11 protein-coding genes are annotated in these 12,905 nt (G+C 61.7%); 3 read left to right on the top strand and 8 right to left on the bottom strand.

Annotated features, from left to right (window positions below; genetic code table 11):
• Position 1 precedes the first annotated feature (1 nt).
• Positions 2-2,344, bottom strand: coding sequence for a xanthine dehydrogenase family protein molybdopterin-binding subunit (locus AC0L3X_RS18460; protein ID WP_473316600.1), 2,343 nt, complete (start codon positions 2,342-2,344; stop codon positions 2-4).
• A 334-nt stretch (positions 2,345-2,678) separates the two neighbouring features.
• On the opposite strand from AC0L3X_RS18460, the gene AC0L3X_RS18455 reads away from it, so the two are divergent.
• Positions 2,679-3,146 carry a MarR family winged helix-turn-helix transcriptional regulator gene (locus tag AC0L3X_RS18455; protein WP_473316599.1) on the top strand — a complete coding sequence of 156 codons (468 nt, stop codon included), beginning with the start codon at positions 2,679-2,681 and terminating at the stop codon, positions 3,144-3,146.
• Between the two features lie 148 nt (positions 3,147-3,294).
• Here the strand turns inward: AC0L3X_RS18455 and AC0L3X_RS18450 are convergent, their stop codons facing one another.
• From AC0L3X_RS18450 to AC0L3X_RS18420, 7 genes are all read right to left on the bottom strand, one after another.
• The gene (locus tag AC0L3X_RS18450) at positions 3,295-4,527 is read right to left on the bottom strand and encodes an ABC transporter substrate-binding protein (RefSeq protein ID WP_473316685.1); all 1,233 of its coding nucleotides are present in this window, start codon (positions 4,525-4,527) and stop codon (positions 3,295-3,297) included.
• Between the two features lie 157 nt (positions 4,528-4,684).
• On the bottom strand, positions 4,685-5,173 hold the full coding sequence (locus AC0L3X_RS18445) for a flavin reductase family protein (protein WP_473316598.1): 489 nt from the start codon (positions 5,171-5,173) through the stop codon (positions 4,685-4,687).
• Entirely contained in the window at positions 5,161-5,952 is a 792-nt protein-coding gene (locus AC0L3X_RS18440; protein ID WP_473316597.1) for a creatininase family protein, read from the bottom strand. Before AC0L3X_RS18440 ends, AC0L3X_RS18445 begins: the two co-directional genes overlap by 13 nt.
• Positions 5,953-5,966: 14 nt before the next feature.
• Complete coding sequence (locus AC0L3X_RS18435) at positions 5,967-7,868, bottom strand: AMP-dependent synthetase/ligase (RefSeq protein ID WP_473316596.1); 1,902 nt, start codon at positions 7,866-7,868, stop codon at positions 5,967-5,969.
• A gap of 25 nt (positions 7,869-7,893) precedes the next feature.
• A complete protein-coding gene (locus tag AC0L3X_RS18430) occupies positions 7,894-8,742 on the bottom strand; it encodes an enoyl-CoA hydratase/isomerase family protein (RefSeq protein ID WP_473316595.1) in 849 nt (282 codons plus the stop codon).
• A gap of 162 nt (positions 8,743-8,904) precedes the next feature.
• Entirely contained in the window at positions 8,905-9,699 is a 795-nt protein-coding gene (locus AC0L3X_RS18425) for an enoyl-CoA hydratase/isomerase family protein (RefSeq protein ID WP_473316594.1), read from the bottom strand.
• Between the two features lie 28 nt (positions 9,700-9,727).
• Entirely contained in the window at positions 9,728-10,930 is a 1,203-nt protein-coding gene (locus AC0L3X_RS18420) for an LLM class flavin-dependent oxidoreductase (protein ID WP_473316593.1), read from the bottom strand.
• 331 nt (positions 10,931-11,261) lie between these two features.
• Here AC0L3X_RS18420 and AC0L3X_RS18415 point away from each other — a divergent pair, with 331 nt between their 5' ends.
• Together AC0L3X_RS18415 and AC0L3X_RS18410 are read left to right on the top strand one after the other, a co-directional pair.
• A complete protein-coding gene (locus AC0L3X_RS18415; protein WP_473316592.1) occupies positions 11,262-11,861 on the top strand; it encodes a TetR/AcrR family transcriptional regulator in 600 nt (199 codons plus the stop codon).
• Positions 11,862-12,153: 292 nt separating this feature from the next.
• Positions 12,154-12,882, top strand: coding sequence for a LuxR family transcriptional regulator (locus AC0L3X_RS18410; RefSeq protein ID WP_473316591.1), 729 nt, complete (start codon positions 12,154-12,156; stop codon positions 12,880-12,882).
• Positions 12,883-12,905 lie beyond the last annotated feature (23 nt).

Here is a 12,905-nt window from a genome sequence, read left to right as displayed (position 1 = left end):
CTCACTTCCTCTTCTGCAGGGCGCGCCACACCTTTTCAGGCGTCATGGGGAGATCGGTAATCCGGACGCCGTAGGCCGCGAACAGCGCGTTGGCGATCGCCGGCGCGACGGGCAGGATTGCTCCTTCACCCATTCCTTTGGCGCCACCCGGGCCCGGCCCGTCGCCGTTCTCGACCAGGATGGTGTCGAACACCGGCGGCACGTCCGAAATGCGCGGGATCGTGTAATCGATCGGCGTCGCGTTGACGGGCTGACCGTCCTCGAATTCCAGCTGTTCGTAGAGCGCGTGTCCAAAGCCCATGGCGGCGGCGCCCTCGTCCTGTCCTTCGGCAGCAACGCGATTGATCACGCGCCCGACGTCGGCGGCGCTCGCGTAACGGGGCACGCGAATCTCGCCGGTGTCCTCATCGACGACGATTTCCGCGAGGCCGGCGGACGTTTCCCAGAACAGCGGCGACTCCGCCAACGCACCTTTCTTCGAGCGCGGCGTGATCGCGCCACGCCCGACGACCTCCCCGGAGTCGACTCCCAGCGTGCGATGGAAAATCTGATGGAAGGTCAGAACCTCCGACCCGGTAGAGACGCCACCCTCAACGAGCGTCAGACTCTCCTTGGGCAGCTCCCAAACATCCACAACCATGTCTAGGATCTGATCGGCGGCATCGAGCGCCGCGTTCTCCACGGACAAGCCGACCACGACGGTCGATCGGCTCGCGCCCGTGCCCCAGTCGTAAGGCGCGACGGCCGTATCGGTGCGCAACGTGCTGACTGCGGAAAACGGCTGCTTCAGCGTCTGCGCGGCGATCCGCGCCATGGTTGCATGCGCGCCTTGCCCGACTTCGATGCTGGAGACCGAAACCAGGATAGATCCATCAATCTTGAGACGGACGATCGCGTTGGCGATCGGCGTGTTCGCCGGATCGGTCGCAGCGACCGCCATTCCGCGAGACTGCCGATTTGAACCTTGCGACTCCGATGCGAACGACTGGGTCACGCGGCCTATCAGCTCGCTCATGTCCATGTCGAGCGCGCGCAGATCGGGCCGCGTGCGCTCGCCGCGAGCTGCGAGGTTCTTCAACCGGAACTCGGCCGGGTCCATGCCGATGGCCGCAGCGACGTTGTCCATATGGGATTCTTTGGCCCAAACAGCCTGTGGCCCGCCGATTGAACGGAAGGCGGCGCCCGGGACGGTATTGGTGTAAACGGCCGAGGCCTCGAGGCGCAGATTTGGCACGGCGTAAGGGCCGATGATGCGATTGGCAGATTTCGTCGCTACGGCCGAGCCCGTGTCGGAATAGGCGCCGCCATCGAGCAGCAGTTTGGCGCTCTTCGCGAGGATCCGACCCTTGGCGTCCACGGCCGTGCGAATCGCGATTTCGGCGCCGAGCCTTCGGCACGTCAGCATCGAGTCGGAAATGGATTGGGCCACGCGGACCGGGCGTTGCACCTTCCACGAGGCCCCCGCAACCAGCGGCTCGATCTTGACGGAGGCCTTGCCGCCGAAGCCGCCGCCGACGAAAGGAACGATCACGCGGACCTTGGCCAACTGCAGACCGAACAGGCGCGACAGCACCTTTTGAACCGCGGTCGGCGTCTGCGCACCGGCCCAGACCGTGAGGAAATCTCCCTTGAAGTCTGCGATGACCGCGTGCGGCTCCATCGCAAAGTGCGAGATGGCCGGAAATGTGAAGTGATCTTCATGAACGTAGGCGGCGGCCGCCTCGGCGGCGTCGACGTCGCCGACATTGTTGCGGTACGTGTGGAAGACATTGCTGCCTTGCGTCGGCTTGGCGCCACCCTTAAAATAGAAGTCCTGAAGATTTTCATGGTGTTCGTGGATCAGCGGCGCACCGTCCGCCATGGCTTCCTGTATAGTCGTTGCTCGCGGAAGCTCCTCGTAACCGACATCGACCAGCTCGGCGGCATTCTCCGCGATCTCAAGCGTTTCCGCGATCACGATCGCAACCGGCTCGCCTACATAGCGCACGCGGTCGATGGCGATGATCGGCCGGTCCTTCAGCACCACGCCCCAGCAGCCGAACGAGGCGACATCCTCTCCGAGAAGCACGTCCACGACGCCGTCCATCGAACGGGCGGCGCTCGTGTCGATCGAAACGATTCGGGCATGAACGGCCGGCGAGCGAACCACAAAGCCGTGCAGCATATCCGGGACCGTCAGGTCGGTAATGTATTCGGCGCGACCAGTGACCTTCTCGATCAGGTCGGGCCGAACGGAACTCATGTTGTCAACTGCTGACATCCGCGAAACCGATAGAACCTTGGTGCTTCCGTAAGGCGATCTGCGAACATTATGACAGTTATTGCTCGTATGCAAGTGCTCCACTTGTACACGACTGAAAACCGTATGTACGTGGATCCGCAACTAGAGGCGTAACCCCGGCAAAGCGCCTCGCAGCCAGTGGCCGCCTTCGGTCGGTTTCAATATTCTGGGGGCTCTAGATTTCGACGCACAGAGGACAGCCGAGCTGGCAAGGGCAGCCAGGTCCAAAGCGTCTCAACGGGGACGCGCGATAAAGTGGGCCGCCGTCCAACAAAGGTGGATTCCAGGGTTCAACGCATGTAGAAAACCGAGTCGGCGCCGAAGGCTTTTGGAGCCGCGAGCAGTCGAACTTCCTCGATATGAGCCGTGGCGGCGTAGCGCAAAGGGGACTAAAGTCGTGCAACCGAATAAAAAGCGGCGTTCGGTGGAGAAGCCGAAGGAAGCTGTACAGCCATATCGGCTTGATGACGCACCGGGCTTCTTATTGCGCGTCGCACTGCGTACCCACACGGCCATCTTTGCCGCGAAGATGATTGAAGAACTAACGGGCCCCCAGTTCTCGACGTTGGCAAAATTGAGGGAAGTCGGACCTTGCTCCCAAAATCATCTGGGACGGCTGATACACTACGACTCAGCCACCATTACCGGCGTTATTAGTCGTCTCAAATTGCGCGGCTTGATCAAGAGCTCCGAGGATCCTTTGGATCCGCGACGGCGGGAGATCGATTTGACCGACAAGGGCAGACGAGTAGCGGACGCCGCAATCGAAACTGTCGGTGCGATTTCAAGCGAGACATTCGCTCCCTTGACCCGAGATGAATCTCGAGTACTAACCGAAATCCTCAAGAAGATCATACGCCGCTGAGCCCGTTCCGGTCGGGGGGCGAGGATTTCGCGCTTGATCCGGCGCGCTATGCGGTCGGTCCGCAGGACCTTTGTGAATATCCCAACATAGACGCCTCCGAAAAAATCGGCGACCCACCGGCCGCCGATTGGATTTCAGAGCTAAACAACTAACCCGCAGGCCCGGCAGCCTCGAGGATTGGGCCGAACGGCTCCCAGCGTTCGCCGTCGAACCGCATCATCTGCAGCCGTTTGTGGAGGCGGTAGTCGGTCGGCGAGGTGTTGATCTTGATCCCAGGCAGCGCGAGGTCGCCTACAACATCCTTGAGCGAGGCCGCCTGCTTCATGACGTTGTCGCGCGTCAGGTCGTCGCCGCACTGCCGTAGTACGTGGACCAGAAGCTGGGCCGCGCCGTAACCATAGGTGTTGAAGTTCGAACTCTTGTCCCCGTCCGGATAATACTTCTCCATGAAGGCGAGATAGCGCTTGACGCCCGGGTCGTCCTTCCATTGAGGATCGAGCGGCTCCTTGCCGTAGTTGGTGCTGATGAGATCCTTGGCGTTTTCAAGCCCAGCCGGTTTCAGGACGCTGCCGACCGAGCTAGCCTTCATATCGACGATCTGCACCGGATGCCACCCGATCTCGGCGGTCTTCTTGATCGCCTGCGCCGCCTGCTTCGGGGTTGCGGCGATGAAGAACAGGTCGGCGCCAGCATCCCTGATCCTGAGGACTTGCGAATCGACGATCGGATCGGTCACTTCGTAGGCAGCTTCCGCGACCACCATCTTGGCGGCCTTGTCTCCGAGCCCCGCCTTGATGCCGCTCAGATAGTCCCTGCCGAAATCGTCATTCTGATAGAGCACGCCGATCTTCGCGTTCGGATGCTCATTCAGGATATACTGGCCGTAGATGCGCCCCTCGACAAAGTTGTTTGGATCATAGCCCATGGTCCACGGATAGTTCTTCGGATCGGAGAACCTCAAGGCGCTTGCGGCCGCGAACAGCTGCGGCACTTTCTTGGAGTTGAGATATTTCTGCACTGCTGCGTTTGAAGGCGTACCGACGATCTGGAAAGTCAACAGCACCTCGTCGCTCTCGATGAGCTTGCGCACCTGCTCCACCGCCTTCGGCGGCGAATAGGCGTCGTCATACTGGATCAAGCTGATCTTGCGGCCGTTGATGCCGCCCTGATCGTTGATCATCTTGAAATAGGCGGCCTCTGTCTTGCCGATCGACGAATAGGCCGATGCCGGTCCCGAGAACGGCACGGTCTGGCCGACCTTGATCTCCGCATCGCTGGCGCCGGGATCGTATTTTTTCTGGGCATTGGCCGATGAAACCGAAAGCGCAACGGTCAGCACCGTTCCGATAGCCAGACGCAAAAGCCTATTCTTCGTTCCCATTTCTCTCCCCATGCGCTTCTTCATGCGATGTCTCCTCCCGTGCTATCGAAAAACGAGGTGATCGTTAGGAAGCGCCGCCCAGCGTCTTCGAGCACATAACTTCCCAATCCATCTGCGCGAGCCAAAGCGGCCATATGTCCCCAGGCTCCGTAAGCTGCTACGCAAGCCTTCCGAACTCGCTACGGTGGAAGATGAGGGGCTGCCTGCGGCTATGGACGACGACGGCATGGAGTTGGAGCAGCACGATGACGTGATCGCCCGCCTCCAGCTCCTCGCGGACAGTGCAGTCATACTGGGCGATCCCCTCGGCAAGCATCACCGCACCGCTGTCGGCGATCTCGAAGGCGACGCCGTTGAACCGCTCCTGGGCCGGACCCGCGAGCTGGCGGCACAATGCGCCGTGGTCTTCGGCGAGCACGGTGATTCCGAGGTGCTTGGCTCGGCGCAGCTTGGGCCACGTGGTCGAACCTTTCGCGACTGATAATGACGCTAGCGGGGGCTCGAGAGAGACCGAGGTAAACGAGGAGGCCGCGAGACCCACCAGCCTTCCGTCAACCTGCGCAGCCACGGCCACGACGCCCGTCGGGAACGCGCCGAAGGCTTCGCGCAACATCCTGCTGTCCATCTGCTCGCTCATGGATGGCATGCGGCTCGCGCTCCGTGTGCGGTGGCGTACTCGACGACCAGATCGGTCACGGCGTCCAACGCGGCGTGGCCGATCACTTTCGAACTCCCGGTGGGGTCGCCGAGGACACCGTTGGGTGAGACCGCGTCGATGCCCTCGACGAATGCCCGACGCAGGAACTCCTCGTCGACCGTGCCCCGGTACCCCGCCGCCGCCCGGTCGGCCCGAACCCTCTTGGGGTGCAGGACGAGCATCACCGAGGTCTCCGCCACGTCTGCGTGGCCACCAACGTGGCTTCCCAGACCGGCGACCGACTCCGCGGACTTCCGCCACGCGTCGAGGATCGCGGCACTGTCTCTATAGACGATGACCTGAAGCGCCGGAGCAAGCGCTGCGGCCAGCCGCGGTTCGAAGTCGCGCATGATCGGGTAATTGCCGATGTGCCCGGAGAAGAGGATCACGCGGGCGAACCCGTGGGCAGCCAGGCTGCTGCAATAGTCCAGACAGATCGCTTCTAGCGTAGAGGGACGCAGCGAAAGCGAGCCGCAGAAGCCGAGGTGGTGGGGCGAGTACCCAACCCTGACCGTCGGTAGGACCAGTGCAGCACCAAGCTTGCGGGCGATGCGGAGCGCCAGCGCGTCGGCATGATCGCTGTCCATTGACAGCGGAAGGTGAGGTCCATGCTGCTCTATCGCGCCCAGCGGAAGGATCGCTGTGCGGGCGCCGGCCGCGATCGCCTCGGCGATCTCAGAGCTGGTCAGCTGTTCGATCCGCAGCTCACGCGGTTGCTCGGAACGCATCACTTCTCGCTCCTTCAACCTTGGAGCCGCGCTTGGTCAGCGAACTCGTTGTGCTCCGCTGAGTCGTACATCTCGTCCACGAGTGCGCTGAACGAGGTGAGCACCGCAGCCCGACGGATTGTGCCCTTGGCAGTAAGCTCTCCCGCTCCTGGCGAGAGCGCACGTGGCGCGATACGGAAGTCCTTGAGCTGAAGGGGACGCGCAAGCTCGGTGTTGAGATCCTCAATCTGCTTTCGCAAGCCCTCGTGCAGCCCGTCCCTGTCGAGCTTGCTGCCGTTCTCAGTCGGCCAGATGATGACGGTGAGGTATTTGCGGCCGTCGCCGACGACTACGGCCTCCTCGATGAGAGAACTGGCCTTGAGGCGCACTTCAGTAGGCTGCGGATTGATGGTCTTGCCGCCGCTGGTGACGATGATGTCCTTGGCTCGTCCGATGAGCTTGACCTCGCCGGATGCGTCGATTTCAACGAGGTCGCCGGTGCGGTACCACTCCCCGTCCATCACGTCCGCAGTCGCCTCCGCGTCGTTCCAGTAGCCGCGGAACAGCAGAGGCCCCTTCACCAGCAGTTCGCCCTCGCTACTGACCTTGATCCCAAATCGCGGGTCGGGCATGGCCTTGCCCACGGTCCCAGGGGGCGGAAAGGCGCGATCCCACTGCGCGAGGACCCAGCCGCAGGTCTCGGTCGTGCCGTACATCTCGCGCAAGTCCACGCCCCACAGCTGCCACAAGGCATGCACCTCGGGCGTCATCGCTCCCGACGCGGTCCAAGCGATGTTGACGCGGTCCACACCTAGCTTTGCGCGGAGGGGCAGGAATACCTGTTCCTGGATTTGGTCGTAGCGCGTTTGCAACTCGGCAGGCACGCATTCGCCGCGGCGGCGCGCGGCGGCGACCTCGCGGGCCACCGCCATCGCGTCCTCGTAAGATTTCTGGAACGATGCCGGCGCCCCCTTGATACCGGCCAGCGCGACGCTGAGCAGCTTCTCATGCAGCCGCGGCGGCCAGACGATCCCGGTCGGACGTACGCCGCGGAGGACCTCCGAAAGCTGGTCCAGGCGACAGAAAGTCACCACCGCCCGGGTCATGATCGGCACGTAGACACCGGACATGGCCGGAGAAACATGGGAGAGGCCCAGGAAGCTCAGCGAGTCTCGGCGGGTTGTGGTCAGCTCCGGGTTGAGGACGGCGGAGCCAAGGACAGAGTATTGCAGGGTGCGGTGGGTATGGATGACCCCTTTGGGAGCTGCGGTGGAGCCGGACGTGTAGAACAAGGCTGCTGGCTGGTCGATATGCCCCGCGACGAGGCGCTCGTCGAACACCGCTGGGTTGGCCACATCATGGGCTCGACCGGTCTCGCGTAGTGCGGTCCATGTCTTGCCGACAATCGTTCCTGGAAGTCCTGACGGGAAGCCATCGAAGCTGATCACGGCTCGCAGGGCGGGAAGCTCCGTGGCAACGGAGGCAACCTTTGCCACGTCATTGTCGTCGCCAACAACCATGGCAACGGCTTCGCTGTGTCCGACCAGTTGGCTCACTTCCGCAGCGGAGCTCAAGGGGTAGACACCGACCGGAATCGCTCCGGCCGAGAGAATGCCAAGAGCTGCAATCACCCACTCGCCCCGGCCCGGCGCCATGATGGCAACCCTGTCGCCGGGCGCTATACCGAGGGCTGCCAGCCCGAGCGCAACCTCTCGCACGGCCGATGCGTATTGCGCCCACGTGGTCGGGATCGCACGCGTCCCGTCCCACTGGCAAAACGCGACCTCATCGGGTTCGACCTCGGCTCGTTCCTGCACCATCTGGGCGAAGGTTCGCTCGACGGCTTGGAAGTTGGCGACGCCGATGTCGGTGACGCCGCTCAGGACCGGCACCCGCCTTACGCGGGCAGTGGCTGCGGGAACGGGATTTGTGGCCATGGTCATCGCTCCGATTTGTGCAGGCCTACCGGCCTAAGTTTGGGGTGGAGTTTCGGGCTGGCGCCCTCTCGTCTGAAGGCTGCGACGATGCCCGCGCCTGTCTCCATCCTTGACGGAGGCCTCGGGCCACAGGGTCGTTGAACCAGGAGGTGGCCTTGGCGAGCGTCAGTTCGACCTGGCGCCGATCGACAGCGTCGTCGTAATCGTTCACTGCCTGCTTGAGCGCCGCATAAAGCACAGGCGCTCGGCGGCCGGCCTCTCGGGCCCGGTCAAGCGCCTCCGCCACCAGGCGACCAGGCTCGACAATCGCGTCGACGAGGCCCCACGCTGCCGCCTGCTCGGCGCCAACGAGCTCACCGTTCAGCAGCAAGTCACGTGCGGGCCGTGTTCCGATCAGGCGGATGAGGCGCTGGATTCCCTTGTCCGCGGGCAGAAGGCCGTGTCTGATCTCGGGGAATCCGAAGCGGGCGTGAGGCGCCGCGAGCACCACATCCGCGAACAGCGCGTACTCCACGCCGCCGCCGACACAGTCGCCATTGACGGCAGCAATGACCGGAGCCGGGTATCGCTCCATCGCGACAAGAAGGTCATGGAAACCCCGCATTCGGGCTTCGACCGGGTCGGCGGCGGCTCCGTCAGCTTCCTTGATGTCACCGCCGGCGCAGAAGAACCGCCCCCCGGCACCGGTGATCACTATCGGCGTCGGGTCGCTCTGGCCACGATCTCGGAACAGCGCCGTCATCGCGAGCAAAAGCCCACGGTTCAGGGCGTTCGCCGGAGGCCTGTCGAGCGTCGCGACCACGACGCCGTCGTGGTCGGCTGTCCACAGCCCGGCAGCCGCATCGCTTTCGTGCCGCGCGGATAGAGCCGTCATCGGATGTCTCTCGTGTCTGATTGCTGCGGTGGGTAGCGAAGCCGCCCTCGCTGTGAGTCAAGGGAGGGCGCGGCGACTGCTTCTCGCGGAACGCCTGCCAAGCCTCGATGCAGCGGGCTATCATCATGCACCGGAGCTTGGCACCGCTTCATCGCGCTGGGTTCACGCCGGCTTTTTGGCTTCCGCGAAGCGCTTGCGTTTCTCTCGAAAGGCCGTGACAGCTTCTTTGCGATCGGGACTCTTGAAGGTCAGCGCCTCGAGCGCCATCGCGGTGTCCAGATTGAGATGCACCTGTTCCTTGATCAGCTTGTTGACGCTGTACTTGGTCCAAGTGATTGCGTTTCGGGGACCACTCGCGAGCAGTTCGGCGTATCCGATCGCATGATCAAGAACAGTACCTTCCGGCACGACCTTGTTGATCATCCCTGCAGCCGCCGCGTCTTCCGCCGAAATGAAGTCACCGGTCATCAAAAAGTGCTTGGCCCGTGCCGGACCCAGGAGAAGCGGCCAAATGACAGCGCCGCCATCTCCGGCGACGACACCGGCCGTAACATGCGTATCGGCGAAACGGGCGCTCGGCTGGGCAAAGATAACGTCGCAAAACAGGGCGAGCGTGGCGCCCAACCCGACCGCCACGCCGTTCACGGCAGCGATGACGGGGGACTCTACTTCGAGGATGTTCCTAATCAGATGTCGACCCGAGCGCGTGGGCGATATCGGATGCCCACCGGTATCAAGCGCGTTCTGATCGCCCCCTGAGCAGAAGCCCCGACCAGCGCCGGTGAGCACAATGGCCTTCACCGCCGGGTCGTTATCGAGGTCGACGAACACCTTCTCCAACGCGGTATGCATGGGCCAATTGATGGCATTGAGGATTTCAGGCCGGTTCATGGTTATGACGGCCACACCGCTCGGACGTATCTCTACGAGCAAGCCTTCATATTTTTTGTCTTTCATCTTCAGTCTCCAGTTCCTCAAATTGGCGTCAGGCCGAAGCCGCATGATTACGGACTGCGCCATCGACGGTCCCGGCGGCCGTCTTGGCGTTCTCGAAGGCCTCGCGCTCGGCATAATGGGCGGGGCGGGCGGCGCGGATGTCTGCAAGGATCGCGTCGGACGTGCGCACGACCGACCGGTGGTTTTTGAACCTCGGGATGACGTACTTGCCGAATAGCTCGATCGACTTCATCAGCTCCTTGTGCGGCACGCCATCGATGCGCAGCGCGAGCGCGTCGATGCCCATGTCGACGAACCGCTGGACCTGCTTGGTGCAGGTCTCGACGTCGCCGACGATGAAGCTGCCCGACTCGTCGAACAGATAGCGCTCGTTCTTGAAGTCGATGTTCTTGATCTTGCCGAGCGATCCGTAGTCGGCGGACAGCTTCGACAGCCGCTCATAAGCGTCGATGGACAAGGCGACGCTATGGGCCAGCGTGGCCGCCCACCGCTCCGCCTCCTCGTTTGTATCGGCGCAATGCATTCCGCCGGATATCACTGCCACCTTCTGCGCCTGCACGGGGTATACGTGCTCGGCGCTCGCCAGCTCCTTGTCATAGAGCTCGGCCGACCTCTGCACCGAGGCGAATCCGCTATAGCCGCCGCCCATCATGGCGCCGATGCCCATGTGCGCCGCGGCGGTGATCGATTGCGGGCTCGAGGTCGCCATCATGATCGGCGGATAGGGCAGCGTCACGTGCTTGGGCGTCAGGCTGCGCGGCGGAATCTTGTAATGCTCGCCGACGAAAGAGAAGATGTCGTTCGATAGGGCCCGGCGGATGACCTCAATGCCCTCCATCTGCTGTGCTTTGGTCTCCTCGGGGTCGACCTCGAAGGCGCGCAGCGCGAGGGTGGTGTTGCCGCGGCCGACGGCAAGCCCGACGCGGCCATTCGACAGGATATCCTCGGTCGCCAGCCGCTCCGCGACGCGCAGCGCGTGATTGATCTTCTTGGGAAGCGGCGTGATCAGGTGGATGAACTGGATCCGACTGGTTAGCGCCATCATGTAAGGGTAGATCACCTCGGGAGCGGAGGTCGAAGCCGTGCCGATCGCGAAATGCTGTTCGGAGCACCCGAACGCGTCGAATCCGACTCTCTCCGCCAGAATCACCTCGTCGATGAGCTCGCGATAGCGGTGCGCGTGGGTGTGTCCCGGCTGGGTCTCTCCCTCGCTGAAGAAGATAAACCGCATGCGTTGTGCCTCCTTTGCATCTTCAATGTTAACTTCTACTAACTTTATGATCAGCAATCGCGTCCTGTCAACAACCTTTCGGCGCCGACCATCTAGGACCGTTCTTTGCGATATTAGCCCCATTATTGATAAATTTCCAGATAAGCGCGCGATGGAAAATATTCAGCCCCCTCGCCTAGCGATCTGGCGGCGGCCCAAAAAAGTGAATATAGATTTACATGGGGATAAAATGAGACGTTCACATGATCCGTTCATTGAGTTCGGGACAGACGATGGTGGCGCGCGGGATGACGCGGTGCTTCGCGCCCGCCACGTGGTACGGTGCGCCTCAATGAATATTCAGCCATTACCGATCAAGCGGGCATACAGTAGCGGGCGGCGCGAGCAGTTGATCGCGGTCGCTGCTGAGCTCTTCCTGCAGCACTCATACGACGCGGTCACAGTTGAAATGATCGCTGCGCGCGCCGGCATCACTGGTCCTGGATTGTATCGCCACTTCCAGAACAAGCAGGCAGTCCTGATTGCAGTTCTGGAGGAACCGACGCAGATCGTGCACGAGGTTGCGAAACGGATCGCGGAGACGACGAAGGACCCAAAGACTGCCATGATAGCGATGGTTGAGTCGCACATCCGGTTGATCCTTAAAGGACCACCAAGCACGCTGATCTTCACCAAGAACGAGCACGCTCTTCCTGAACACGACCACAGACGGATCCGGCGCGAGATGGCGTTGTACGCTGAAGAGTGGATTTCCGTGATAATCCCGCTGCGGCCCGACCTGTCCGAACCCGAGGCACGACTGCTGACCCAGGCCGTGTTCTCCATGCTCAACACGGCTGCGACGCTTAGGAAGGGCCTCGACGAGGAGTCGATCTTCTCCACTATGCGGCAGGCAGCGCTGCACGCGCTGCTTGGCCGCGGCGACCTCTGATCTACACATGTCCTGCCGGCGCAAACCCTATCGCTCAGACGGTCCTCGCGGCCGCAGAATCCCACGCATTGGCCATGGCTGCACATGAGAGATCGCACTGTGATTGGCGCGTACGGCGCGGGCCAGGTCTTGCCTAATTTCCTTCGGCTTTAGCTACGGAGGCGTGTGGTGCTTGATATTAGCAGCCTTTCCCTTAGGTCCGGCGGGCGAGGCGTCCTCAAGCGCAGCACCGCGACGACGCTGCGGTGAGTCGCCTACAAGGCTTCTGCGCACACTGGTCTAGGGAAAGCATATGCATCGGGTCTTCCAACAATTCATTGATGCAATAGTCAGCGCCGAAGATGCCGAAGGCTTCTCCAACGCGCTGGCGGAAACAGCATCGGCTTTGGACCTATCGTGTTTCGCTTATCTCGCTCTCCAGAGCGAAGAAGACAGGAAGCCTCGACTCATCTCAACATATCCAACGCGATGGACGACCCATTATCTAGACAAGAAATACCAAGTCATTGATCCCGTCATTCGAGAAGCCCTTCAGAGCCCCGAGCCCTTTCGATGGGGACTCGATTTCCGATCACAAGCCAGTTCAAAAGAGCAGCGGCGACTATTCGATGAAGCCGCGCAATGCGGAATCCGGTTCGGCTTCACGGTGCCGATTCACGATGGGCATGGGCCAATCTCCGCATTGACTTTCGCCACTGACGAGAGCCGGCCGCAATTCGATAAATGCATTGATTCGTACACGCATGTCCTTCAACTCATGGCAATGTATTTTCATGCTCACGTTCGTCGCAAGCTCGGAAACGAACGTGGTCTCGACGGAATTCGACTGTCGCGCCGCGAAGTAGAATGTTTGGAGTGGGCGGCTCGAGGAAAGAGCTCTTGGGAGATCGGCTGCATTCTCGGTATCTCGCGCAACACAGTTGCGTATTACTTAGAGAATGCGAAGGAAAAGCTCGGCGTTCGCACAATCGCGCAGGCGGTGACGCACTTGGCGGCTGCAAATAGAAAAAAGCAAAATTAGGGTGCCCTCCCCCTACAACTACA

The organism is Bradyrhizobium sp. MI1.7, from assembly GCF_055811795.1.
Note: the sequence above shows the minus strand (reverse complement) of the source record. Positions and strands in the feature narration are given on the sequence as shown.

Coding starts and splice junctions, on each gene's coding strand:
- AC0L3X_RS18415 (WP_473316592.1), top strand. CDS start 11,262: ATGAATATTCAGCCATTACCGATCAAGCGGGCATACAGTAGCGGGCGG.
- AC0L3X_RS18410 (WP_473316591.1), top strand. CDS start 12,154: ATGCATCGGGTCTTCCAACAATTCATTGATGCAATAGTCAGCGCCGAA.
- AC0L3X_RS18450 (WP_473316685.1), bottom strand. CDS start 4,527: ATGGGAACGAAGAATAGGCTTTTGCGTCTGGCTATCGGAACGGTGCTG.
- AC0L3X_RS18420 (WP_473316593.1), bottom strand. CDS start 10,930: ATGCGGTTTATCTTCTTCAGCGAGGGAGAGACCCAGCCGGGACACACC.
- AC0L3X_RS18430 (WP_473316595.1), bottom strand. CDS start 8,742: ATGACGGCTCTATCCGCGCGGCACGAAAGCGATGCGGCTGCCGGGCTG.
- AC0L3X_RS18440 (WP_473316597.1), bottom strand. CDS start 5,952: ATGCGTTCCGAGCAACCGCGTGAGCTGCGGATCGAACAGCTGACCAGC.
- AC0L3X_RS18445 (WP_473316598.1), bottom strand. CDS start 5,173: ATGCCATCCATGAGCGAGCAGATGGACAGCAGGATGTTGCGCGAAGCC.
- AC0L3X_RS18425 (WP_473316594.1), bottom strand. CDS start 9,699: ATGAAAGACAAAAAATATGAAGGCTTGCTCGTAGAGATACGTCCGAGC.
- AC0L3X_RS18435 (WP_473316596.1), bottom strand. CDS start 7,868: ATGGCCACAAATCCCGTTCCCGCAGCCACTGCCCGCGTAAGGCGGGTG.